The sequence below is a fragment of the Geomonas sp. genome (assembly GCF_056994735.1).
The window spans coordinates 15,536-40,016 of record NZ_JBXKJL010000007.1; the positions used below are offsets into that span (position 1 = coordinate 15,536).

24 protein-coding genes are annotated in these 24,481 nt (G+C 61.1%); 16 read left to right on the forward strand and 8 right to left on the reverse strand.

The features are described from left to right. Position 1 precedes the first annotated feature (1 nt). Together AC11W3_RS00335 and AC11W3_RS00340 are read right to left on the reverse strand one after the other, a co-directional pair. A complete protein-coding gene (locus tag AC11W3_RS00335; RefSeq protein ID WP_484090860.1) occupies positions 2-757 on the reverse strand; it encodes a TonB family protein in 756 nt (251 codons plus the stop codon). Positions 758-956: 199 nt separating this feature from the next. Further along, positions 957-3,206, reverse strand: coding sequence for an NADP-dependent malic enzyme (locus tag AC11W3_RS00340; protein ID WP_484090859.1), 2,250 nt, complete (start codon positions 3,204-3,206; stop codon positions 957-959). 346 nt (positions 3,207-3,552) lie between these two features. Here AC11W3_RS00340 and AC11W3_RS00345 point away from each other — a divergent pair, with 346 nt between their 5' ends. The 3 genes from AC11W3_RS00345 to AC11W3_RS00355 all read left to right on the forward strand — a co-directional run bounded on the left by AC11W3_RS00345 (position 3,553) and on the right by AC11W3_RS00355 (position 5,820). Beyond that, positions 3,553-4,038 carry an HIT family protein gene (locus AC11W3_RS00345; RefSeq protein WP_484090858.1) on the forward strand — a complete coding sequence of 162 codons (486 nt, stop codon included), beginning with the start codon at positions 3,553-3,555 and terminating at the stop codon, positions 4,036-4,038. Further along, positions 4,035-4,973: an ROK family protein gene (locus tag AC11W3_RS00350; protein ID WP_484092288.1), complete on the forward strand. Its 939-nt coding sequence runs from the start codon at positions 4,035-4,037 to the stop codon at positions 4,971-4,973. The genes AC11W3_RS00345 and AC11W3_RS00350 overlap by 4 nt, the downstream gene beginning before the upstream one ends. A gap of 136 nt (positions 4,974-5,109) precedes the next feature. Next, positions 5,110-5,820, forward strand: coding sequence for a DsbC family protein (locus AC11W3_RS00355; RefSeq protein WP_484090856.1), 711 nt, complete (start codon positions 5,110-5,112; stop codon positions 5,818-5,820). Positions 5,821-5,930: 110 nt separating this feature from the next. Here the strand turns inward: AC11W3_RS00355 and AC11W3_RS00360 are convergent, their stop codons facing one another. After that, positions 5,931-7,163: an endonuclease Q family protein gene (locus AC11W3_RS00360; protein ID WP_484090855.1), complete on the reverse strand. Its 1,233-nt coding sequence runs from the start codon at positions 7,161-7,163 to the stop codon at positions 5,931-5,933. 37 nt (positions 7,164-7,200) lie between these two features. Further along, on the reverse strand, positions 7,201-7,614 hold the full coding sequence (locus tag AC11W3_RS00365) for a helix-turn-helix domain-containing protein (RefSeq protein ID WP_484090854.1): 414 nt from the start codon (positions 7,612-7,614) through the stop codon (positions 7,201-7,203). Positions 7,615-7,833: 219 nt separating this feature from the next. Here AC11W3_RS00365 and AC11W3_RS00370 point away from each other — a divergent pair, with 219 nt between their 5' ends. From AC11W3_RS00370 to AC11W3_RS00430, 13 genes are all read left to right on the forward strand, one after another. After that, on the forward strand, positions 7,834-8,367 hold the full coding sequence (locus AC11W3_RS00370; protein WP_484090853.1) for a nitroreductase family protein: 534 nt from the start codon (positions 7,834-7,836) through the stop codon (positions 8,365-8,367). Further along, entirely contained in the window at positions 8,361-9,530 is a 1,170-nt protein-coding gene (locus tag AC11W3_RS00375) for a M24 family metallopeptidase (protein ID WP_484090852.1), read from the forward strand. Before AC11W3_RS00370 ends, AC11W3_RS00375 begins: the two co-directional genes overlap by 7 nt. Positions 9,531-9,817: 287 nt before the next feature. Then, on the forward strand, positions 9,818-10,093 hold the full coding sequence (locus AC11W3_RS00380; protein WP_484090851.1) for a hypothetical protein: 276 nt from the start codon (positions 9,818-9,820) through the stop codon (positions 10,091-10,093). A gap of 94 nt (positions 10,094-10,187) precedes the next feature. Next, positions 10,188-10,346 carry a hypothetical protein gene (locus tag AC11W3_RS00385; protein ID WP_484090850.1) on the forward strand — a complete coding sequence of 53 codons (159 nt, stop codon included), beginning with the start codon at positions 10,188-10,190 and terminating at the stop codon, positions 10,344-10,346. An 88-nt stretch (positions 10,347-10,434) separates the two neighbouring features. Then, positions 10,435-11,364 carry a diguanylate cyclase gene (locus AC11W3_RS00390; RefSeq protein ID WP_484090849.1) on the forward strand — a complete coding sequence of 310 codons (930 nt, stop codon included), beginning with the start codon at positions 10,435-10,437 and terminating at the stop codon, positions 11,362-11,364. 135 nt (positions 11,365-11,499) lie between these two features. Then, complete coding sequence (locus tag AC11W3_RS00395; protein WP_484090848.1) at positions 11,500-11,703, forward strand: hypothetical protein; 204 nt, start codon at positions 11,500-11,502, stop codon at positions 11,701-11,703. A 151-nt stretch (positions 11,704-11,854) separates the two neighbouring features. Next, positions 11,855-13,030 carry a thiolase family protein gene (locus AC11W3_RS00400; protein WP_484090847.1) on the forward strand — a complete coding sequence of 392 codons (1,176 nt, stop codon included), beginning with the start codon at positions 11,855-11,857 and terminating at the stop codon, positions 13,028-13,030. Between the two features lie 131 nt (positions 13,031-13,161). Continuing rightward, a complete protein-coding gene (locus tag AC11W3_RS00405; RefSeq protein ID WP_484090846.1) occupies positions 13,162-14,007 on the forward strand; it encodes a 3-hydroxybutyryl-CoA dehydrogenase in 846 nt (281 codons plus the stop codon). Between the two features lie 8 nt (positions 14,008-14,015). Continuing rightward, positions 14,016-14,798 (forward strand): enoyl-CoA hydratase/isomerase family protein, encoded by a 783-nt coding sequence (locus AC11W3_RS00410; protein ID WP_484090845.1) that lies wholly within the window; start codon positions 14,016-14,018, stop codon positions 14,796-14,798. A gap of 44 nt (positions 14,799-14,842) precedes the next feature. Next, positions 14,843-15,982, forward strand: a complete 1,140-nt coding sequence (locus AC11W3_RS00415) for an acyl-CoA dehydrogenase family protein (protein ID WP_484092289.1) — start codon at positions 14,843-14,845, stop codon at positions 15,980-15,982. 204 nt (positions 15,983-16,186) lie between these two features. Then, positions 16,187-17,053 (forward strand): ABC transporter substrate-binding protein, encoded by an 867-nt coding sequence (locus tag AC11W3_RS00420; RefSeq protein ID WP_484092290.1) that lies wholly within the window; start codon positions 16,187-16,189, stop codon positions 17,051-17,053. Further along, complete coding sequence (locus AC11W3_RS00425) at positions 17,053-17,751, forward strand: ABC transporter permease (RefSeq protein ID WP_484090842.1); 699 nt, start codon at positions 17,053-17,055, stop codon at positions 17,749-17,751. The genes AC11W3_RS00420 and AC11W3_RS00425 overlap by 1 nt, the downstream gene beginning before the upstream one ends. Before the next feature lie 14 nt (positions 17,752-17,765). Then, entirely contained in the window at positions 17,766-18,866 is a 1,101-nt protein-coding gene (locus AC11W3_RS00430; RefSeq protein WP_484092291.1) for an ABC transporter ATP-binding protein, read from the forward strand. A 93-nt stretch (positions 18,867-18,959) separates the two neighbouring features. Here AC11W3_RS00430 and AC11W3_RS00435 read toward each other — a convergent pair whose 3' ends face one another. The 4 genes from AC11W3_RS00435 to AC11W3_RS00450 all read right to left on the reverse strand — a co-directional run. Then, a complete protein-coding gene (locus tag AC11W3_RS00435) occupies positions 18,960-19,547 on the reverse strand; it encodes a hypothetical protein (RefSeq protein WP_484090840.1) in 588 nt (195 codons plus the stop codon). A gap of 39 nt (positions 19,548-19,586) precedes the next feature. After that, positions 19,587-22,682 (reverse strand): efflux RND transporter permease subunit, encoded by a 3,096-nt coding sequence (locus AC11W3_RS00440; protein WP_484092292.1) that lies wholly within the window; start codon positions 22,680-22,682, stop codon positions 19,587-19,589. 33 nt (positions 22,683-22,715) lie between these two features. Further along, the gene (locus tag AC11W3_RS00445) at positions 22,716-23,954 is read right to left on the reverse strand and encodes an efflux RND transporter periplasmic adaptor subunit (protein ID WP_484092293.1); all 1,239 of its coding nucleotides are present in this window, start codon (positions 23,952-23,954) and stop codon (positions 22,716-22,718) included. After that, positions 23,951-24,481, reverse strand: a 531-nt coding sequence (locus AC11W3_RS00450) for a TolC family protein (protein ID WP_484092294.1), incomplete at its 5' end; no start/stop codon positions are given. The genes AC11W3_RS00450 and AC11W3_RS00445, both read right to left, overlap by 4 nt.

A 24,481-nucleotide genomic window follows, 5' to 3' on the forward strand; every position in this document is an offset into this window, starting at 1 on the left:
CTTACCAGGTCATCAGGTTCAGCGGCGGGACCAGCCGCAGCGGAGCCTGGAAATACTCCCCCTGGTAGCTGGCGGGAAGCGGCGGGAGCGGGCTTGCGGCCTTGATTGCCGCCAGTACCGCCCTGTCGTAGCGGTAATTGCCGGAGCTGATCATGACCTCGCTGCCGACGATCTCGCCGTTTCTGGCCACCACGATGTTCACCACCAACGGCGCGATCGATTTGCTGTCGAAGTGCTGATCCATCCACCATTTCTTGTTGATCCCCTCCAACATCTCCAGAAAGTAGTCCTTCACCGCCGGGCGCAGGCTTTCGCCTTCGGCAAGGCTCCTGAAGTATCCCCTGGTCAGGCCGAGACCCAAGGTGGTGGCGGAGCGCTGCTCTTCCGGCCTCGTCTCCTGTGCCGCCTGCTGTTGCTGGGGGACCGCTTTCGGCCCTTCCGCCTCCTGGGGCTTCGGGGGAGTATCGGGCACGATCTCTTTCTCGGCCATGACCTCAGGCTTCTGCACCTTCGGTACCGTGACCGGCGCTTCTTTTGTCGCAGGGACGAAGGTCGAGGGGGCTTGGGACTGGGGGAGGCTGAGATCGATGTAGGTGACGGACTGGCGGCTCTGCGGCCCCTGAGGGAGGCCGATGAGCAGGAGGGCGCAGATCAGATGGAAAGCGACGGAGGCGCCGACGCCATAGGCGAAGGGCTTGTCGATCTTCAACTCCTGATCCGAGTCCAGCGAATCGAGTGTGTCCAGCACTTCTTCCATCGGCGTGACCGTCCTTGAATGGTCTGAGAGACCGCATAGCAGGTGGAGGGGATCGTGACGGTCATATATAGCAAATAACGCGAGGAAAGGGAATGAAAAGAAGCCGGGAAAAGGGGAGCTTCTTTTCGGGAGCCTGAACGAGAAAAGGGACCCATGACGGGTCCCTTTTTTGTCGCTTCAATCTCTATCGATCCTACTCTCAGGCGCTCTGGGCATCGACCACGGCGATGGCCGCCATGTTGACGATGTTGGTGACGTCGTCGCCGCGCTGCAGCACGTGGACCGGCTTCTTCATGCCCATGAGGATCGGCCCGATGGCCTCGGCGCCCCCCAGACGGTGCAGCAGCTTGTAGCAGATGTTGCCGGAGTTGAGGTCCGGGAAGATCAGGATGTTGGCCGGACCGCTCAGGGATGAGAATGAGTAGTTGGCCAGAAGCTCCGCATTGACCGCGGTATCGGCCTGCATCTCGCCGTCCACCTCCAGATCCGGAGCCTTCTGCTTCACCAGCTCCACCGCTCTTTTCACTTTGAGGGCAAGTTCGTGGTTGACGGAGCCGAAGTTGGAGAAGGAAAGCATGGCCACTCGGGGCTCGATGTCTAGCAGCCTGACCTTTTCCGCCGCCAGCAGCGCGGTCTCGGCCAGTTCCTCGGCGGTCGGCTCGATCTCGACCGTGGTATCGGCCAGGAAGTAGATTCCCTTCTTGAAGATCATCATGTACATGCCGTGGACGCCCGTCAACTGCGGCTGCTTCCCGATCACCTCGAGAGCCGGCCTGATGGTGTCGGGGTAGTGGGAGTCGACACCGGAGAGGAGGGTGTCGGCGTCGCCCATGTGCACCATCATGGAGCCGAAGTGGTTCCTCGATTTGCGGCGCACGATGCGGCGTGCCTCGGAGAGGGTGACACCCTTGCGCTGGCGCAGGCGGTAGAGCTCCTGGGCGTAGCCCTCTGTGAGCTCAGAGTCCTCCGGATCGATGATCGGCGCGTTGAGTTCCAGCCCGAGTTCCGCGATCTTCGCCTCAACCTTCTTCCTGCTTCCGATCAGGATCGGCTGGGCGATGCCCTCGTCGATCAGGGTGTAGGCGGCCTTGAGGACCTTCTCGTTATCCCCTTCCGGGAAGACGATCTTCTTCGGATCGCACTTGGCCTTGTTGATGACGGAGCGCATGGTCTCCTTGGCCTTGCCCTGCAGGGCCTCGAGGGACTCGACGTACTTGTCCATGTCCTCGATCGGCTGACGGGCGACGCCGGAATCCATGGCGGCCTTGGCCACGGCGGGCGCCACTTTCAGCAGGGCGCGCGGATCGAACGGTTTCGGGATGATGTAGTTGCGGCCGAAGGAGAACTTCTCGTTGCCGTAGGCGCGGCAGACGGAATCGGGGCAATCCTCGCGGGCCAGTTCGGCCAGTGCCATGACGGCTGCCGCCTTCATCGCCTCGTTGATGGTGCTGGCGCGGACGTCGAGGGCACCACGGAAGATGAAGGGGAAGCCCAAGACGTTGTTGACCTGGTTGGGATAGTCGGAGCGGCCGGTCGCCATGATGACGTCGCTGCGGACCGCCAGGGCCTCTTCCGGGGTGATTTCCGGGTCGGGGTTGGCCATGGCCATGATGATCGGGTCCTTGGCCATTTCCCGGACCATCTGGGGGGTCACGGCGCCCTTGGCGGAAACGCCGATGAAGACGTCGGCGCCTTTCATCGCCTCTTCCAGGGTGCGCTCTTCGGTCTCCACCGCGAGGCGCTCCTTGTAGACGTTCATCCCCTCGGTGCGCCCTTTGTAGATGACCCCTTTTGTGTCGCACATGTAGACGTTTTTCTGCTGGGCTCCCAGGGAGATGGCGAGGTTTGCGCAAGCGACCCCGGCAGCGCCGGCGCCGTTCACGACGATCTTGATGTTTTCGATCTTCTTGTTCACCAGCATGAGCGCGTTGATCAGCGCGGCGGAGGAGATGATGGCGGTGCCGTGCTGGTCGTCGTGAAAGACCGGGATGTTCATGGTCTTTTTCAGCTCTTCCTCGATGTAGAAGCACTCCGGGGCCTTGATGTCTTCCAGGTTGATGCCGCCGAAGGTCGGCTCGAGGAGCTGAACCACCTTGATCACGTCATCCGGATTCTCGGAGTTGACCTCGAGGTCGAAGACGTCGACGTCGGCAAAGCGCTTGAAGAGGACGCCCTTGCCCTCCATGACCGGCTTGCCGGCTATGGCGCCGATGTTGCCGAGGCCCAGTACCGCGGTGCCGTTCGATACTACTGCAACCAGGTTCCCTTTGGCGGTGTATTTGTAGGCATCCTCGGGGTTCTTTTCTATCTCGAGACACGGCTCTGCAACACCAGGCGTGTAGGCCAGGGAAAGGTCGCGCGAGGTAAGGCACGGTTTTGTCGAAACGACTTCGATCTTTCCTTTGCGGCCGGTTGAGTGATACTCAAGTGCATCCATTTTCTTGGTCATTGCTACCTCCTGGTTTAGATATGCTCATTCGGAGACTCTCCCCTCAGTGTGGGGAGCAGAGGTTTCTGCCTTGAACTGTCGGAAAAGGAGAAAGTATACTATACAGATAGAGCGGGCTTTCGCCGCAAGTCATAGCTGCTTTTTTGGAGGGTCAAGGTATGAGCGTCTAGCGATAAATAAACCTATCGTATACCTCTGTCAAGATGTTTATGCTAAAATAGAACACCTGTTTTAAAACTTTTGAGAGGACCCCGTTGTCAAAGGGGTTGTTTTGGTTGAGAATTGGTTCCGCTTGGTCCACCGAGGTTGTTTTACTAATCAGCCTATTACCGGAATGGGGGATGCAATGGAGAGGCTCTGGGCGCCGTGGAGGATCGAGTATCTGACCGCTGAAAAAAGTGATCTCTGCATCTTCTGCGAAGAGGGTGACGACCGCGATATGCTGGTGCTGCGGCGCACGCCGCTGGTGCGGGTGATGCTCAACCGCTACCCGTACGTGAACGGTCACCTCCTGGTGGCCCCCGCGCGTCACACCGCCGATCCGGACGCCCTTTCCGAGGCCGAGATGCTCGAGCTTTTCCGGACGGTTGCGCTGTGCAGGCGGGTCCTCATCAGGGCCAGCGGCCCCGAGGGGTTCAATATCGGTCTCAATCTCGGGAAGTCCGCCGGCGCCGGCGTTGCCGAACATCTGCATTTCCACGTGGTCCCGAGGTGGAACGGCGACAACAACTTCATGTCGGTCGTCGCCGACGTGAGGGTCCTTCCTGAAGCGCTGCTGGCGACCTATGACCGCCTGCTGCCGCTCTTTGCCTCAAGCGGTGAGAGGGTATGAGCGGCCGCGTCTGTATCGGGGTCGATGTCGGGGGGACCAATCTCCGTTGTGCCATGGTCACCGCCGAGGGCCTCGTGCTCAGGCGCGAAAGCGAGCCCACCTCGATCTGTTCCGGTTGTGATCACTTCGTATCCCGTCTCCTCCTGGTCCTGAAACGCCTGAGAGACCAGGCTCTGGCGGATGGCCGGTCGGTGGCCGTCATCGCCCTCGGTGTGCCGGGTCTCGTATCTCGCCAAGGTGCCATCCTGCACAGCCTGCACCTAATGCCGCTGCAGAAAATCGACCTGGCCGCGGTGGTCTCGTCCGCCCTCGGTGTGCCGGCGGTGGTGGTCAACGATGCCAATGCCCGGGCTGTAGCAGAACAGCGGTTCGGAGCGGCAAGGCCTTTCGCCTCGGCGCTGGTCGTGACAGTCGGTACCGGGGTCGGTGCCGGGCTCATCCTGGAGGGGAGGCTTTGGACCGGGATCGACGGCGTGGCCGGGGAGCTCGGGCATGTGACGGTGGAGCCGGACGGTCCTCGCTGCGGCTGCGGGAACAGGGGCTGCCTGAACCTCTACGCTTCCGCCATGGCTATCACGGCCTGGGCCGCCCCGGGCACAGAAACCGGCAGCGGAGCCGGAGCCGCCGCCCTGGCCGGACGCGCCAGGGAAGGGGAACCGCGGGCCGCGGCAGCGTTTGCCCGGGCGGGACGCTATCTCGGCATGGCCGCCGCGGCGGTGGTGAACCTCCTGAACATGGAGGCCATCGTCATCGGAGGCGGGGTGGCTGAAAGCTTCGATCTCCTTGCCGGGCCCATGCGGCGGGAGATGGTCTCAAGAGCCTTTTCCGTTGCGGCCGGAAGGGTTATCATCGTCAAGGGGGAATTGGGGGACGATGCCGGGGTGGTGGGGGGCTCTGCCATTGCCTTCGAAAGGCTGAAGGAAGGAGCGCCGTGACTGTCTCACCGCATTGTGTGGATGGGTGTGATCATAGAGTGGAAGTAGTGGAAGTGGGATTAATGGGAGGTATTTTTCTTAAAAGTGTGCTAAAGTTTTCGCTCCATTGAGCTCACATAAAAAGCGGAGGTTACCTATGTCGTTTTCTGCAAAATCCATAGTCACTTTCTTCACAGCGGTACTCTTCCTGGCCGTTGCCGCTGTCTCTTTCGGTGCGACCGATGCTGCCAAGGCGGAGGCTTCTTTAAAGACAGCCTTTCCCCAGGTCAAGTTCGAGAGTGTCGCCCCTACCGAGATTGCCGGACTGTATGAGGTCGTTTCCGGCCAGAACATATTCTACTACTATCCCGACAGGGAACTGATCATCGTCGGTGAGATATATGGCAAGGACCTGAAGAGCAAGACCGCCGAGCGCAGGGGGGCCCTGGCCTTCAAGGTCGTGAAGGACCTCCCGCTGGACAAGGCGGTGAAGATCGGGGACGGCAAGAAAGTCGTGATCGAGTTCACCGACCCGGACTGCCCCTACTGCCGGAAGGCCTCCGAGTACTTCACCAAGCGGACCGACGTCACCAGGTACGTCTTCTTCGCTCCGATAGCCCACCCGCAGGCCATCACCAAGGTCGAATACATCCTCTCGGCTCCCAACAAGGCGGAGGCCTATGACGCCATGATGCTCGGGCAGGAAATCCCGGCTTCCGCGAAGCCTAGCGAGGCAGCCAAGGCCCTGGCCCAGGAGCACTTGGCCCTGGCCAGGAAGGTCGGCATCCAGGGGACCCCTACCTACTTCATCAACGGCCAGCAGGTGGTCGGGGCCGACAGCAAGAAGTTCGATGAGCTGCTGAAATAGGACCGGATAAAGTAAGGCGGATCAGGCATCCCCGGTACAGGGGACGCTTGATCCGCCGCCATTTCAATCCATCTCCCGCCGAAACCATCCCGCAGATCCAGTAATTCCTTCTATCCGCACCTCACCGAGACCTTGCCGAATGCACCGTCGTATCCCGGCTCGATTTCCACCTCGCCCAGCCGCATCTCACGTATCGCGCGGGCCAGCGTCTCTGATGACGCCTCCCTGATGAGGTCCGTCGGCGCCTCCAGCAGGATGTGGAATTCGCTGCCGATCCGTTCCAGAAGGTGGAAGTAAAGCGATTGCGCCTTCCTGCTGCCGGTGCCGACGCGCAAGGCACCGCCGATCAGGTCCAGCAGCGGGATGACGGAGCGGAAGGGGGGCGCCTGGGGAGGCCTGGCACCCTGGTGGCGGTCCGCCAGTTGCTCAACCCGGTGCAGCACGCCGACCGTCACCTTCCCACCGCACGAGGGGCAGCGGTAGCCGTTGGCCACCGTTTCCGCCGGCGACAGTCTCACTCCGCAGCACCTGTGGCCGTCGGCATGGTACTTTCCCTGTTCCGGGAAGAACTCGATGGTCGAGGCCACCCCCACTCCGTCGACGATTCCGGAAAAGATCCCCCGGTAGGAAAGTTCGGTGTCGAAGACCGTCGCTTCACGTCCGAGCTTGGGGGCCGAGTGCGCGTCGGAGTTGGAGACCAGGGTGATGCCGTCGAGGGCGGAGACGCGCCAGTTCATGGCGGGGTCGGAGGAGAGGCCGGTTTCTATGGCGTGGATGTGGGGGGTGAGGTCGTCGAAACAGTCGTGGAGAGAGTCGAACCCGGAGGCCATCCCGAAGACGGAGAAGTGCGGCGTCCAGGCATGGGCGGGGATCAGCAGGCCCCGGGGCGAGGCGTCCAGCACCATCGACAGCAGGTCCTTGGCGTCCAGCTTCAGGATCGGCCTGCCATCGGAGGCGAGATTCCCGACGCGCGCCAGGGACGAGCCGAGCCGGCGGGCCGCGGCGAAATCGGGGAGGTGGACCAGGCAGTGCACCTTCCTGGTCCGGCCTCCCTTCTTGTAGATGCAGCTGATCTCGCCGGATAGGAGAAAGGAGACCTCGGCGCGGCAACTCTCCGGCAGCTCGGAAGAAGGAGGGGGATACCCCAGGGCGAAGAGCCCGCGCTCCGTCGGGACCAGCTTTTCTTCCAGCTCGGAAAGCCACTGGGGATGGGTGCAGTCTCCGGTTCCGATCACCCGGATACCCTTCAGCTGTCCCCACTTCCAGAGGGTCTCCGGCGTCAGGTCCCGGCTGGTCGAGATCGAATAGCGGGAGTGGATATGGAGGTCTGCTATGAATTTCATAGTGGCCATCCGGGCCGCCGGCGCGCCGGTAGGGGCGTTAATCCTCGGTCTTGATGGCGGTGCCGAACTTCTCCGCCATTTTCCTGCGGTAGGAAACGATGTCGCCTCTCAGGGAGGCGAGCTTCGCCATCTTCTCGTCGATCTTGTCGATATGCTCGTCGAGGATTTCCACCAGGCGCGGAATCATGCGCTCGGTGTGCTTCGCCTCGCCGTAGGCGACGTAGAGGTCCTGCATCTCCTTTATGGTCAGCCCCAGTTCCTTCAGCTTCATGATGAACTTGATGCGCCGGACGTAATACGGGGTGAAGCCGCGGGTGGCCCCGTCGCTTCTCTGCACGCTCTCGATGATGCCGACCTCTTCCCAGTAGCGGATGGTACGGGTAGTCAAGCCGAGTGAGATGGCGAGGTCTCCGATCGGCGTTACCTCTTCGTTGTCAGTAATCTCGTCCATGGTTTTCCCTTCAAAGGTAAAATATCGGTTTAATCTAAAACATGAGGCATGGCGTGTCAACCGCTTTGCAACTGCCGGAAAAAGTAAACAAAATCGGCGAAGGAGGGGGATGTGGGGTCGATGGTGGAAAATAAAAGCTCGCCATCCCCTGTAGAATGTTTACAAAACATCGTTATTGGTGTATGAATGGGTGCCACTACTACTATCCGGAGGGCAGATATGGACATTTTCAAGGTAATCAACGACCGCCGCTCGATCAGGAAGTATAAGGAAGTTCCGGTTGAAAAGGAAAAAATAGAACAGGTTCTCAATGCCGCGCGGCTGGCGCCGTCGTGGAAAAACATGCAATGCTGGCGGTTTCTGGTGCTGACGGACCCTGCCAAAAGGGCCAGCCTCCTCGATGCCTTCCCCGAGGACAACCCCGGTAAAAAAGCGATTGCCACGGCACCCTGCGTCATCGTGGTCTGTGCCGACCCTGCCGAATCGGGGATCGAGAACGGCATCGAGTACTACATCGGCGACACCGCCATCGCCTTCGAGCACCTCTGCCTGGCCGCCCACGGCGTCGGGCTGGGGACCTGCTGGATGGGGTGGTACGACGAGAAAAAGATCAAGGAGGCCGTAGGCATCCCGGAAAAGATCAGGATCGTCGGCATGACGCCTCTGGGCTACCCCGACCAGGAGCCGAAGCCCCGCCCGCGCAAGGAACTTTCCGAAATCGCCTTTTTCGAGAAGTGGGGGGCGCCATGCTAGATAAAAACGAGTCACGGGCGCGCATCGCCCGGCTGCAGGCCGAACTCCTTGGGAAGGGGCTGGACGCGGCCTTCCTCATCTACCCCATCGACATCTACTACTTCGCCGGCACCAGGCAGAACTCGCTTTTGTACGTTCCCGTCTCCGGCGACCCCGTGCTCCTGGTCCGGAAGAGTCTCGCCCGCGCCAGGGGGGAGGCGGCTGTAGCCGACATCAGGCCCTTTCCCTCCAGCAAGGAGTTGCCGCAACTGACAGGGCCCGAGGTAAAGAGGGTGGGGCTCACCTTCGACGTGGTCCCGGTCCAGCAGTATAACTTCTACGCCAAGAACTTTCCCGGGTGCCAGTTCGTGGACATCTCCTCCATCAACCGCGAGATGCGCTCGGTGAAGAGCCCCTGGGAGTTGGAGCGGATGCGGGAGAGCGGCAAAAGGACGGCCTCGGTCTTCCTGGAGGTGCCGCAATTCCTGAAGGAGGGGATGCGGGAGCTCGACCTGGCCGCGGAGATCGAGAGCAGGCTGCGCAGGGCCGGCAGCGAGGGGTACGTCAGGATGCGTGCCTTCAACCAGGAGCTCTTCATGGGACTGGCCGTCTCCGGCGCGAGCGCCGAAACTCCGGGCTTCTTCGATGGCGCGGTGACCGGACAGGGACTCTCGGTGGCGTCGCCCCATGGCCCGTCCCTTTCCGCGATAGCCGCCAGGACCCCGGTGCTGATCGACTACACCGGGATCTTCAACGGCTACATCGTCGACATGACCCGGGTCTTCGCCATCGGCGGTCTTTCCGATCTCCTCACCAAGGCCTTTCAGACCTCGCTCTCCATCCAGTCCTTCCTGGTGAAGAACCTGAAGCCGGGCGCCATCTGCGAGGAGCTCTTCCTCCGTGCCGCCGCCATGGCGGAGGAGGCGGGCCTTGGCGACTACTTCATGGGAGCGCCGGGCGAGAACGCGCGTTTCGTGGGGCACGGGGTGGGGCTTGAGCTCGACGAGTTCCCCGTGATAGCGCAGGGGTTCAAGGTCCCGCTCCAGGCGGGCCAGACAATCGCCATCGAGCCCAAGTTCGTGATACCGGGGGAAGGGGTGATCGGGATCGAAAACACCTTCGCCGTCACCGCCCAAGGGGGCGAGAAGATCACCGATATCCCGGATGAGTTGGTCTTCGTCTGACCGTTGCGGACGTGTGATCGGCCCTTCTGCCGGCCGTATAGTGGGGGCAATCGACGGGTTGCCCCTTTTTTTCGCCTTGCCGGCAGCCCCCCTTGCCTATCTCCGGTCTGTTCCCGCTGGTCCCGCTTTCCCCCCTTGCAGCAGTTTCCTGCCGCCGGCGCCGAGCTCTCATCCCATCCCTGGGGGCAGTGGCAGCCAACTCCAACCGTTGTGGTAACCTAGAGGCTGGGCAGGGAGTCCTCTCTGCGGCAGGACCACTAACGGGAGACAAGGCAAAGGAGGTGGCGATGGCTAGAAGCGCGCTCTTGCTCGTTGACTACGGCACGAACAACAGTATCCATGTGGCGCTTTTGAAGGAGGAGCTGAAGAAGGCGGGGTGGAAGCCGGGATTTCTGGAGGGGGTATTCGAGAAGAGCATGGACCTGCCCAATTCCGAGTTCGAAAGGGTGGTGCAGGAGGAACTCGACAGCGCCGCCAACCACGCCGCCTTCAAGAAGACCTGCTGCGAAGCCTTCATCGCCGATGACGAGCTCAGGTTCTGCTGGGACTGGAATACCCCTTAGCGAAGGAGATGATCACCGGATCACTGGTCCACCTATTCCCCTCGATTAATTAAATGCCTGGACAAGGTGCGTTAATATTGGGTACTATCCAGAGATGACCAAGGTAGCCGCCATTTTCATGATCATTTTTACCCTGGCCGTGATCACCTTCGGGACCTGGCAGCTTTACGCCGGGAACCTGGAGGCCGCTTTCTCGTCTTTCCCGTTTCTGCTTATCATCTACGTTTTTATCAAGCCTCTACGGAAGCAGTGACCATCTACGGGCATCAGTTTGGCATAACGCGAAGTTGACCTGACCGGAGCCTGCAGCGCGAGGCTCCGTGTGATGCGGTGGGAGTTTCTTGATGTCCTGCGTCCTTGTGATTGATGATTCGGCTGCTATTCGAGAGCAAGTCGTTCGCACCCTGAGTGAATTCGGCCTCTTCGACCAGTACCAGGAGGCGAAGGACGGCCTGGAAGGCTTCAAGACCCTGATCGAGTCCAAGGCCGACCTGGTGATCTGCGACGTCGACATGCCGCGCATGGACGGCTTCAAATTCCTGCAACTGGTCGAATCCCGGCCCGAACTTCAGGGGCTCCCCATCATCATGCTGACCGGCATGATGGACTGCAATTCCAAGATCAGGGGGCTGGAGCAGGGAGCCAGCGACTATCTGACCAAGCCCTTCGACTCGGGCGAACTGGTGGCACGGGTCAAGGTGCAGTTGAAGATCCGGTCGTTGCAGGATGAGCTCAAGAAAGCCAACGAACTGCTGAAAAGACTGACCAACATCGACCACCTAACCAACCTCTTCAACCGGCGCTATCTTGCCGAGATCCTCGAAGGGGAATTCTTCCGGGCCCGCCGTAACAAAGAGAACCTCTCCCTCATCATCGTCGACATCGACTACTTCAAGAACGTGAACGACACCTATGGCCACCAGAACGGCGACGTCGTGCTGACCTCCGTCGCCAACCTCGCCCAGCGGCAGCTGCGCGCCTATGACAGCGCCGCCCGCTACGGAGGTGAGGAGTTCGTGCTGGTGGTACCCGGCACTTCCCTCTCCGGTGCGGTCGCGGTCGCCGAGCGCCTGCGGCAGGCGGTGCTCGAATTCACCTTCCCCTCTCCGATGGAGGACCTCACCGTAACCATCAGCGCCGGTGTCGCCACCTATCCTTCCCCCCTTATCGACAGCATCGATTCCCTCTTCCGCCAAGCCGACGAGGCTCTCTACCGTGCCAAGCAGAACGGCCGCAACAGGGTAGAGACCATGATCGTTCCTTCCCAGTAGCTCTCCCCGGGCAGGCGATCACCCAGCCAACGCCGTTTCCTCGTCTAAAATCAACTTGAAATTATTTTAATTTATAGGTATTAATATCCTCCGATAGGCCAAGGCCACTGCCCCGCCACAGGAGGATAGGTAATAATGGAGTCTTTTGAGGAGACCTACGCGCAGTACCTCGAGTTGCTGGCAAAGCTTGATGAGACAGATGACATGACCCAAAAGAATGTTCTCTTCCGCGAGCTTGCCACATTGCTGTCGGAGATGGAGAACAGTATCAAGAGCAAGATATCCCCACCTGCCACGGATAAGCCACTGACAGAAGATGAGATGAGTTACTGGATCTGATCCCGTCCGCTCATGCGAAATCAGCCTCTCCCTCAGAGTTGATCCGGCTATCGTTATCACCTTCCCATTTGCGCGCTCGAAAGTGACCCGGATTGACATCCATCTCCCGCGTTAGATACTGTGGGTGTGACAGGGCAAAGGAGATAGCGTCATGGAAGACGTCTTTGTAGTCGAGGCCTTACGGACTCCGCTTGGTTCCTTGAACGGTGCGCTAGCCGACCACCCGGCACCACAGCTGGCGGCGACCGTGATGCGGGCTTTACTCCGGTACAGTTCGCTTGCTCCTGAAGCGGTCAGTGAGGTCATCGTGGGGCAGGTTCTCTCGGGCGGTTGCGGCCAGGCCCCGGCCCGGCAGGCCATGCGGGCGGCCGGCATTCCCGATCAGGTCCACGCCATGACCATCAACAAGGTCTGCGGCAGCGGCCTGAAGGCGATCATGTTGGGAGCCGACAGCATCAGGCTCGGGGCATCGGAGATCGTCATCGCGGGAGGGATGGAGAGCATGACCCAGGCGCCCTACATCCTCAAGAAAGGGCGTGGCGGCTACCGGTTGGGCCACGGCGAACTTCTCGACCTCATGGTGTACGACGGGCTCCAGGATCCCTATAGCGGCAGACAGATGGGCGAGATCGGCGACGACAGTGCCAGACGCTGGGAGATCTCCAGGGAAGACCAGGACGCCTACGCGCTTCGTTCATACCAACTGGCCCGCAATGCGGTCGAGAGGGGGATCTTCGCCGAGGAGATCGTCCCCGTAGTCAGCAAGGGGCGCAAGGGGGACCAGACGGTCGAGCGGGACGAGGAGCCTTTCAGAGGCGATGTTTCCAAGCTGCGGGAACTGCGCCCCGTCTTCAGCAAGGACGGTACCATCACCGCCGGCAACGCATCGACCATAAGCGATGGCGCCGCGTTCACGCTGTTGTCTGGGAGGGAAGGGCTGGCACGCCACAAACTGGCACCCAAGGCGCGGCTGGTCGCCTCTGCCACCTCGAGCCGCCATCCTGACCATTTCCCGGAGGCGCCGGTGTCGGCGATGGAAATGGTCTGCGAACGGGCTGGGATTTCCTTCGGTGACATCGACCTCTTCGAGATCAACGAGGCTTTCGCCTCGGTTCCGCTCCTGGCCATCAGGAAGCTGAATCTTCCCCTGGACAAGGTCAACGTCAACGGCGGGGCCTGCTCCCTTGGCCACCCCATCGGTGCGAGCGGGGGGAGGCTGGCAGCGACGCTGGTGCGGGAGCTGAGGAGGCGCCAGGCCCGTTATGGCCTCGCCACCCTCTGCATCGGCGGCGGGGAGGCCGTGGCCGCGATCTTCGAGCGGACGTAGAGGCGTAGAGGCGTGAAGGGTGAAGGGTGAAAGGTGAAAGGTGAAAGGTGAAAGGTGAATGGTGAAAGGTGAAAGGTGAATGGTGAGTCGGTGAGTCGGTGAGTCGGTGAGTCGGCGGCGGGGGGATTGACATGATAAAGCGGGTCTCTGTAATCGGCGCGGGACAGATGGGGAACGGTATCGCTCATGTCTTTGCCCTGAGCGGCTATCAAGTCCTCTTGTACGATATCTCGGATGCCCAGCTCGCTGCCGCCCTGCAGATCGTCAGGCAGAACCTGGAGCGCCAGGCCAGGAAGGGAGCCATAGGGGAGAGCAAGGTGGAGGAGACGCTGTCCCGAATTACCTCCACCCGCGATCTCCCGGCGCTGGCGGAGACCGATTTCTGCGTCGAAGCCGTGACCGAGAACGAGGCGCTGAAACTGGAGATATTCCGAAAACTAGACGAGGTAGTGCAACCGTCTGCTATTTTCGCCTCCAACACTTCGTCCATCCCGATTACCAAAATCGCCTCGGCGACCAGACGTCCCGACAAGGTGATGGGGATGCACTTCATGAACCCGGTTCCGGTCATGAAGCTCGTCGAGCTCATCCGCGGCCACGCCACCAGTGACGAGACCTTCGACACGGTAAAGGCGCTGGCGGCCAAGCTCGACAAGGAGGTGGCGGTCTCCCAGGACTACCCCGGCTTCATCGTCAACCGGGTGCTGATCCCCATGATCAACGAGGCGATCTTCGCGGTGTACGAGGGGGTGGCGGGCGTCGAGGACATCGATCGCGGCATGAAGCTCGGCACCAACCAGCCTATGGGCCCCCTGGCCCTGGCGGATTTCATCGGGCTCGACACCGTGCTGGCCATCGCCAATGTCCTCTACGACGGCTTCAAGGAGTCCAAGTACCGTCCCTGTCCGCTGCTGGTCAAGATGGTCAACGCCGGTGACCTCGGCCGGAAATCGGGCCGGGGATTCTATAGCTACTAGGAGGGACGATGGTGTTCAAGACTCTGCTGCTGGAGAAAACCGACGGGGTGGCGAAGCTGACGGTGCACCGCCCCGAGAGCCTCAATGCCCTGAACAGCGAGGTGCTCGCCGAACTCGAGCGCGCCTTCAGCCATCTTGCGGATGATCCGGCGGTGAAAGGTGTCGTCATCACCGGCGCCGGGGAAAAGGCTTTCGTGGCAGGGGCCGATATCAAGGAGATGGCCTCGCTGTCGCCTTTCCAGGCGCACCAGTTCGCGCTGAAAGGGCAGAGTGTCCTGCTGGCGCTCCAGAAGATGAAAAAACCTGTCATAGCTGCCGTCAACGGATACGCCCTCGGCGGCGGGCTGGAACTGGCCCTAGCCTGCGACTTCATATATGCCTCCCAAAATGCGAAGCTCGGTTTCCCTGAGGTTACCCTCGGCATCATGCCGGGCTTTGGCGGCACCCAGAACCTCGCCCGCCTGATAGGTCCCGCCAGGGCCAAGGAACTGATCCTGACCGGACGGATGATCCCGGCCGATAAAGCCGCGGCCTGGGGAATCGTCAACGAGGTTTTTCCCGCCGGCGAAGTCGTGGCCAAGGCCATGGAAACGGCTGCCGCCATCGCCGGGACCGGGGTGGTCGGAGTTGCCTATGCCAAGGACGCCATCACCAGGGGACTCGACATGGCAAAAGAGGATGGCTTCCGCTACGAGGCCTCCCTCTTCGGCGTTCTCTTCGCCACCGGTGACCAGCGTGAGGGGATGGCGGCGTTCGTCGAAAAGAGGAAGGCCGAGTTCACCGGGGCTTGAGCCGATCCGCTGCCGCATGTGAGCCCTACCAGGAGGAGCCGGCTATGGATTTCGAACTGAGCCAGGATCAACGGGTACTCCGAGATAGCGTACGCGACTTCGTCGAGAAAGAGATCAAGCCGATCGCGCGGCGGATCGACGAGGAGCACATGATCCCGGACCCGCTGGTCGCGAAGGTCGGCGAGATGGGGTTCCTGGGGAGCTACCTCCCGGAGGTGTACGGCGGCGCCGGGCTCGATATCCTCTCCTATGCCATCCTGGTCGAGGAGGTCTCCAAAGCCTGCGCCTCCACCGGCGTCCTGATCTCGGCCCACACCTCGCTTTGCTGCGGCCCCATCCTGACCTTCGGCAGCGAATCCCAGAAACGGCAGTGGCTTCCTCCTCTCACCAGCGGCAAGGCCATCGGCTCCTTTCTCCTCACCGAGCCCGACGCCGGCAGCGACGCCGGTGCCATCACCACATCCTACAGGAAGGAAGACGGCGGCTATACCATCAACGGCGCCAAGAACTTCATCACCAACGGCGGTTACCGGGGAACCGGCATCATCTTCGCTACCGGCGACAAATCCCTCAAGCACAAAGGCATCTCCGCTTTCATCGTCGACCTCAAATCACCGGGCGTCGAGATACTGAAAAACGAGCAGAAGCTCGGAATCCGCGGCAGTTATACCACCGCCTTCGCCCTGGACGGCGTCCGTGTTCCCGCCGAAAACCTGCTGGGGAAAGAAGGGGAGGGCTTCAAGATCGCCATGGACACCTTGAATGGCGGCCGCATCGGGATCGCGGCACAGGCTCTAGGTATTGCCGAAGGTGCTTTCGAGAGGGCGTTGGCCTATTCGAAGGTGCGCAAGCAGTTCGGAGCCCCTATCTGTGACTTGCAGGCCATCCAGTTCAAGCTGGCCGACATGCACGCCAGGATAGAGAGCAGCCGGCTTTTGACCTACAAGGCCGCGTGCCTCAAGGACGCCGGGAAGGTGTATGCCCTCGATTCGGCTCTCTGCAAGATGGTGGCGTCCGAGACCGCTACCTTCGTGACCAAGGAAGCCCTTCAGATCCATGGCGGGTACGGGTTCATCTGCGACTACGAGGTGGAGCGGATGTTCCGGGACGCCAAGATAACCGAGATCTATGAAGGGACCAACGAGGTTCAACGGGTCATCATCTCGAAGCTCCTTCTTTCCTGATCTCCGCCCTGTCGCTTGTGGGACCTTCCCCCAACTCGTCCTTCGAGTCGAGTGGAACTACTGGGTGCGTCTAAGGGGAGGGGCGTCGGCGGAAAAAAGTATACAAAACCTCGTTGCGTTTTCCGCTATGTCCTTGAAAACATTTATGATAAAAGGAATAGTTTAGTGATGTTGATGAAATGACAACTTTCCAGGAGGTCTCAAATGAAAAGCCGACAGAAGTTCCTTCACCTGTTGATCACCGTCCTATTCGTGTTGACGGCTTCGTTCTCCACCTGCCTTGCGGCGGAACAGAAGAAGACCCTCATCCTCGCCACTACCACCAGCACCCAGGACTCCGGGCTTCTCGACGTACTGATCCCGATGTTCGAAAAGCAGACCGGCTACTTCGTCAAGACCATCTCGGTCGGCAGCGGCCAGGCGATGAAGATGGGGGAGAGGGGAGAGGCTGACGTGCTGCTGGTCCACTCGCCGGAAGCCGAGAAGGCGTTCATGGCCGGCGGCTATGGGATCGACAGGAAACTGGTCATGCACAACGACTTCCTGATCCTCGGACCGGCCAAGGACCCCGCTAAGATCCGCGGCTCCAAGACCTCGGCGGAGGCATTCAAGAAGATCGCCAAGGCGGGAGCTTTGTTCCTGTCCAGGGGTGACAATTCCGGGACCCACGCCAAGGAGAAGGGGCTGTGGAAGGCCGCTGGGATCAACCCTGAAGGTCAGAAGTGGTTCCAGCAGACCGGGCTGGGAATGGGCGAGACCCTCAATGTCGCTTCCGAGAAGGGCGGATACCTGCTGGCAGACCGCGGGACCTACCTCGCGCTGGAGAAGAAAAAGCGCCTGGGGCTCGAGATCCTGGTTGCGGGCGAGCCGAAGCTCCTCAATGTCTATCACGTGATCGAGGTCAATCCCGCCAAATGGCCCAAGGTGAACAACGCCGGTGCCAAGGCTTTTGCCGACTTCATAGTCTCGAAGAAGACCCAGGACGTCATCGGGCACTTCGGAACCAAGGAATTCGGTTCCCCGCTCTTCTTCCCGGACGCAGGTAGAAAACCGGAGTCGCTGGGACTTTAATGGATCTCATTGTAGAAGGCGTCATCAAAGCGTTCCAGCTCCTGGTCGCCCTTGACCCGGAAGTGATGGGGATCGCCCTCCTTTCGCTCAAGGTCTCGGGGCTGGCAACGCTTTTGAGCCTGGTGATCGGCATCTCCGCCGGGACCCTGATCGCCCTGACCACCTTCCCGGGGAAGAAGGTCCTGGTGAGCGTGGTGAATACGGGAATGGGCCTGCCACCGGTGGTGGTGGGCCTCTTCGTTTCCATCCTCCTGTGGCGCAATGGCCCGCTGGGCTTCCTGGAACTCCTCTATACCCCGACCGCCATGGTCTTCGCCCAGGCGATCATCGCCACCCCGATCGTGATGGGTATTACCATCGGCGCCATGCAGAAGCTCCCCGCCAACCTGAGGCTGCAGATCCTGGCCCTGGGCGCCACCAGGTTGCAACTGGTCTGGATGCTGATCAAGGAGGCGAGGCTCCCGCTGATGGCGGGGGTGATGGCAGGCTTCGGCGGGGTCATCTCGGAAGTCGGCGCCTCCATCATGGTCGGCGGCAACGTCAGGGGCTATACCCGTGTACTCACCACCGCCACGGTTATGGAAACGGGGAGGGGTAACTTCGACATCGCTATTGCCCTGTCACTGATCCTTCTGCTATTTTGCTTCGTGATCAACTACGTCCTGACTTACATCCAGCAGCGGGAAAGGCCAAGATGAACCAGGCGCAAAGCGTGTTAGACCTGAAAGATCTGAGGGTAGATCGAGGCGGCGTGCAGGTACTCGATATACCCTCTTTCTCTTTGCATGAGAACGAATTCGTCTCGCTGATCGGCCCGAATGGTGCCGGGAAATCGACCCTGCTCCTCTCCCTGATGGGACTGATCGAGCGCAGGAGGGGATCGGTCCTTTACCGGGGCCGGGAGGTTCTTTCCAGGGGGGATTGGCTGGAGATCAGGCGCAAGATCGCCATGGTCCTGCAGGAGCCACTCCTCTTCGACACCACGGTCTATGACAACGTGGCCAGCGGCCTCAAGCTCAGGGGCGTTCCACGCGCTGAGATGCGCAGCAGGGTGATGAGCTACCTGGATCGGTTCAACCTGGCCGAGATGGCGCAGCGCTCCGCCAGCAAGCTCTCCGGCGGCGAGGCCAGGAGGGTCAGCCTTGCGCGGGCCTTCGCCGTGGAGCCGGAGGTCATCTTCTTCGACGAGCCCTTCGCCAACCTCGACCCGCCGACCAGGCAGTCGCTGACCGAGGACATGGACCGGATCATACGGGAGCAGGGGATCGCGGCGGTGCTGGTGACTCATGACCAGTCCGAGGCCCTGCGGATGTCCAACCGGATCGTGGTGATGAACAGCGGCGCCATCGTGCAGGCGGGCACCCCCGCGGCGGTTATGAATCAGCCGGTCAACGAGTTCGTGGCGAATTTCGTGGGGATGGAGACCATCCTCGAGGGAGTGGTGCTGAGGAACGTCGACCAGCAGGTCACGGCGCTGGTGGCGGGCAGGGAGATCGACACGGTCGGCAAGGAGGTGGCGGGGGAGGAAGTCTACTGCTGTATCCGCCCCGAAAACGTCACCGTGAGCGTCAGCCCTCCGTCCGAGAAGACCAGCGCCAGAAACGTCTACCAGGGCCGGATTGTGGAGATCGCCTCGATGGGGCCCTTCCTGCGGTTGCGGCTTGATTGCGGATTCACCCTGACCTCGTACGTAACCCGCGAGTCCTTCGCCAACCTCTCGCTCTCCGAGGGAAAAGAGGTTTTCGCCTTCTTCAAGGCCACCTCCGTCCACCTCATCCACCGCCGCGGCGCCGCCAGCATTGTGTCAGCTTGAGGGAACCCACCCCCCCAGCCCCCTCCCATCAAGGGAGGGGGAGTTTTCCTGCCGAGGTTGACTCAAGGGCAGTGGGGACAGGGGGAGTCCCGCCTAGATGCTTACCCCATCAAGGATCAACACCAGGCACCTGACACCTTCCTTGAAGCTCCTGGTCTGGACGTAGCCGGGACTCTGGCGGCCGGGGATCGAGCCATAGAGCGGCTCGATGGTGAGCTCATGGCTCCCTTCCCCAGGCAGGGTCAATTCCCTCTTCGACGCCACGCCCTCCTCGGGGAGGCTGACCTCTATCTTGTGGTCGCCCCCCTTTAAACGCACCTTTTTAAGGAACAGGTACCTGACCCCTTCGCCTTCCTCGGGGTCGCGCATGGAGCGGGCGGGGCTCTTCTCCAGGCTGATATCTCCCTTAAGCGTAACGGCCTGCCCATCTATCTTTACCAGCAGCCGGTACTGCCCGGTCCCATGGGTGTCACTGGCCGTGTGAACACCCGGCTTGTGGGTCTTAAGCGACGAGAATATGCTGAGGTCCACGTAACCGGGTTGCGGCGGTGCATCCGCCTTGACTTCCTGGAAAACGACATTCGGGCTGACGCTCATCTCCTTCACCAACCCCTGGTTGCCGGCACAGCCGGCTAATATTCCCGAGACGATCAGCGACACCGCCAATAGATTTTTCTTCATTCCGATCTCCCCCACATTACAGTAAATAGCTGCCTGATTTCATGCCTCGTTTCTCTTTTCAAACCAGCTGTACACGGACGGTATGATCAGCAAGGTCAGCAGGGTGGAGGTGAACAACCCTCCGACGACCACGGTGGCGAGCGGTTTCTGGATCTCCGAACCGGTCCCCCCGGCCATCAGCATCGGGACAAGGCTGAAGATGGCGATCGCCGCCGTCATCAGCACCGGGCGCAGGCGGTCGAGGCTCCCTCTCCGGATCGCCTCCGGCAGTTCCAGTCCCTCGTCCCGCAGTTGGGCTATCCTGGATACCAGCACCAGCCCGTTAAGCACCGCGACCCCGAAGAGGACCACGAAGCCAACCGAGGCAGGGACCGAGAGATACTGCCCGGAAATAAAGAGGGACAAGACTCCGCCGATCAGGGCGAATGGCAGGTTGGAAATCACCAGCAGCGCCAGCCTGATCGACCTGAAGGTAACGTACAGAAGGAGGAGGATCAGCGCCACCGCCGCCGGGCCGATGATCAACAGCTTCTTCATGGCCCGCTCCTGGTTCTCGAACTGCCCCCCCCAGGTCAGGTAGTAACCCGCCGGAAGCTTCACCTTTTCCCTGATCTTCCGCTTCGCCTCCGCCACGAAGCCGCCGATGTCCCGGCCGGTGATGTTCATCTCGATGCCGATCCTTCTCACCCCGTCCTGGCGGCTGATCTGAGCGGGACCCTCCACCATCTTCACCTCTGCCAGCTGTGCCAGGGGTACATTGACGCCGGTCCTGGTGGTGATCATCAGGTTCCTGATCGCCTCCAGCGAGTTCCTCTTCTCTTCCGGCAGCCGCACGCTGATGTCGAAGTTGCGGTTTTCCTCGTACAGCTGCGATGCCGCCTTGCCGGCGACGGCAATTTCTATCACCTTCTGGACGTCGCTGATGTTCAGCCCGTAGCGGGCGATTCTGCTCCGGTCGATTTCCACCGTCAGGTACGGCTGCCCGTCGATCTTTTCGGCGTTGAGGTCCGTTCCCCCGCGGATGGTCGATAGTACCTTGGCTATCTCGGCCGATTTCTCCCTGAGGACGTTCATGTCCTCGCCGAAGAGCTTGACGATCAGCTGGGCGCGGGTCCCGGCCACCAGTTCGTCTATCCGGCACTGGATGGGCTGGCTGAAGCCGAAGGTGATCCCGGCGATCGACTCCAGCGACTTGCGCATCTCGTTGGTCAGGTCCTCCTTGGAGATGTCGCGTTTCCATTCGCTTTTCGGTTTGAAGATCCCGACGTACCCGGTCTTGTCCGAGCCCCTGGTGTCGAGGGCGACGCCGGTCTGCCCGGTGCGGGAGACCACGGTGCCGAGTTCCTGGAACTGCTTCAGCTTCTCCCCGGCGCGCTGGTTGACCTCCATCGCCTTGGAGAGGGAGACCCCGGGGAGCATGGAAACGTCCATGTCGAACGACCCTTCGTCCATGGTCGGGATGAATTCCGTCCCCAGCCTGGTCAGCAGGAAGAGTGACAGGACCAGCAAGGCGCCCGCCACTCCCAAGACGACCTGCTTCTTCGCCATCGCGTAGTCGAGTAGCGGCAGGTAGAGCCTCTTCGCCTCTTTGATGATGAAGCTCTCCTTTTCCGGCTGAGGCTTCAGGAAAAGAAGACAGAGTACAGGGATCACGAAAATGGAGAGGAGGAGCGAGGAGAGGAGGGCGATGGCGACGGTAATAGCCAGGGGACCGAACATCTTCCCCTCGATCCCCTGCAGGGACAGGATGGGGATGAAGGTCAGGGCGATGATCAGTTCGCCGAAGATGCTCGGTTTCCTGACCTCCATCACGGCTCTCAGTACCGTCGTCAGCTTGTGCGGCCCATCACCCTCCTCGCTCAGGTGGCGTTGGACGTTCTCCACCTGGATGATGGTGGTGTCGATGATCATGCCGATGGAGATGGCGAGGCCCCCCAGGGACATCAGGTTGGCGCTGATCCCGGTCAGCTTCATGACGATGAAGGTGGTCAAAAGGGAGAGGGGGAGGGCGATCAGGACCACGATGCTGGCCCGGATGCTGTAGAGGAGGAGGTAGAGCACGATCAGCACCAGGACGGAGCCCTCGACGAGGGCCTTGTTTACCGTGCTCACGCTCTCCTTGACGATGTCGCTTCGGTCGTAATAGGGGACGATCCTGATGCCGTCGGGGAGGACGTTGTTCTCGTTCATCTCCTGCACCTTCTCCGCGACCCGGCGCACCACGTCGCGGCTGTTTTCGCCCCTGAGCATCATCACGATGCCGCCCACACACTCGTCCTTGCCGTCCTTCAGCGAGGCGCCCATGCGCACGGCCTCGCCCACCTTGACCTCGGCCACGTCCCTGATGCAGGTGGGAGTGCCCCCCGAGGACCTGAGGACGATGTTGTCTATGTCGCCCACCCCCTTGATGAGGCCGACGCCGCGGACGATGCACTGATCGGTGCCGCGCTCCAGCAGGTTGCCGCCGACGTTCTCATTGTTGTTGCCGATGGCGGCATGGACCTCGTCGACGGTGATGCCGTACTTCAAGAGCTTCTCCGGCGAGACGATGACCTGGTACTGCTTGAAGTAGCCGCCGTAGGAGTTGATCTCGTTGACCCCGGCCACGTTTTTCAGCTGCGGGGTCACGATCCACTCCTGGACGGTCCTCAGGTTGGTGAGGTAGGCGGCCTTCTGCTGCGGGTCGGTCGGCATCCTCCCTTCCAGGGTGTACTGGTAGATCTCACCCATGGCGGTGCCGATCGGCCCCATGGCCACCTCGACCCCCTTGGGGACCTTCTCCCGGGCCTCCGCCAGCCGCTGGAAGACCTGCTGGCGTGCGAAGTAGATGTCGACGTTGTCCTTGAAGACGATGGTGACGATGGAGAGGCCGAACTTGGTGACCGACCGCATCTGCTCGACATCGGGGAGCCCGCGCATGGCCATCTCGATGGGGTAGGTGACGTTACGTTCGATCTCGATTGCGGAGAGGCCGTCGGCGTGGCTCACCACCTCGACCTGTATGTTGGTGACGTCCGGAAAGGCGTCGATGGGGAGCCTCACATAGGACCAGGCCCCGGCGATTATGATCAGCACGGCCAGGCAGAGGACCATGCCTTTCTGCCGCAAGGTGAAGGAAACAACTCTCTCTAGCATCAGGGGATTTCTCCTGTCATTTCAGATGCGGCCTCAGTGGCCGTGCTCGTCGACTACCTCGCCCTTTTTCGCTTCCGACTTCAGGATGAAGGCTCCCTTGGCGGCGAAACGTTCGCCCTCCTTGAGACCGGAAACGATTTCCACCGTGCCGCCTGCCGCACGGCCCGGCTGGACCTCGCGGACGGCAAACTGGCTCTCGCCTTCGGCGATGAAGATCACCTTCTTGCCGTCCAACTCCTGCAGGGCGTCTTCGGGGACCGCCAGCACCGGCGGCGCATCGGCGGCCAGCGCCAATTCGACGGTGGCGAACATCTCGGGTTTCAGCTTCCTGCCGGGGTTGGCGACTTCGACTCGCGCCTTCACCGTCCGTGTAGCCGGATCGATGACGTCGGCGATGTAGGTGATGCGTCCTTTGAGCTTCAGATCGGGGAATGCCGCGACCATCACCTTCGCCGTCTGGCCCCTGTGGACCTTGGCCAGCTCCTTCTCGTTGACGTCGACCATGACCCAGACCGAGGAGAGGTCGGCCACGGTGTAGAGGCTCCTGGAGGGATCGGCAAGCTCTCCCACGATGGCGTGCTTTTCGGTGATGACGCCGCCGAAGGGGGAGCGGACCGGCAGGAGCGGATTCTTCTGGCCGCTTCTGTTGAGGTCGGAGACCGACAGGCCGTAGAGCGAGAGTCGTTCGGTGTCGGTGTGGAGTTCGGTCTGTGCCGTCTTGAACTCGGTCTCGGCCTGGAGGATCTCCTTTCTTGCCGCGATCTTCTTCTCCACCAGCGCCTTGATGCGATCCATGTTGGACTGGGCCAGCGCCAGCTTGGTCTTCGACTGGTGGTAGCGGTTGATCGCTTCGCCTAGCTCCACGCTGTCGAGGGCGACCAGCGTCTGACCGGCGGATACGCTGTCACCGAGCGAGGCTTTCACGGCAACTATCTTGCCGCTGATGCGCGGGGAGACGTGTGCCATGCGGTCGGCATTGGCCTCGACCTTGCCCGTGGCGCTGATCGCCCCGGGCAGCCGCTGTTTCTGGGCCGGCGCCACCACCACGCCGTTTTGCTTCTGCATCTCCTTCGTCATCTTCACCTCGCCGCCCTTGCCGTGCTCCTCGTGCACCTCTGCGGCGTGGCCGGCCTTTTCTTCAGCGTGGCTCGCTCCTTCTTTATGACCTGCTTCTTCCGTCTCGCCGCTTTTGGCCTGGGAGGTGCGATAGTAGAGACCTCCGCCCAAAACGGTGGCCAGGATTAATCCGATGATGATTGCCTTCTTGTTCACTTCACACCTCCGGTGAGTTCAGTTGCCGTCGCCGTTTCCAGCGCTGCCAGCGCCGTGAGCCTGTCATGCAGGGCCTTCAGGTATCCTTCATTCACGGCCAGGAAGGTCTTGTCCTGCTCGATGATGGCGAGAATCCCCGTCTCCCCCAGCCGATACGCTTCCTGGGTCAGTTTCAGGTTTTCCTCGAATTGGGGGATGATCCCGCTCTGGTAAATAGAGAGGGTCCGGTCCGCGTTGAGGAAGGCGGCATAGGCGGTCTCGACTTCACGATCGATGGCTCTCCCCGCCGCGCCGAGCCTCGTTTCGCTGCTGTTCCGACGAGCCCTGGCCTCCTGGACCGCCGCCTGGTTTTTGTCGAAGACCGGGATGGGCATGGATAACTTCAGCGCTATCAGGTAGGCCGTCTCCCTCCCTTCCAGAGGGCCTATCTCCATGGTGGTGGTTTCGCGCATGACGGCGAGACCGGCGGTGAGGTTGGGCGTCGATTCGGCGCCGGCCAGGGTGATCTCCGCTTCACCCTTGCCCTT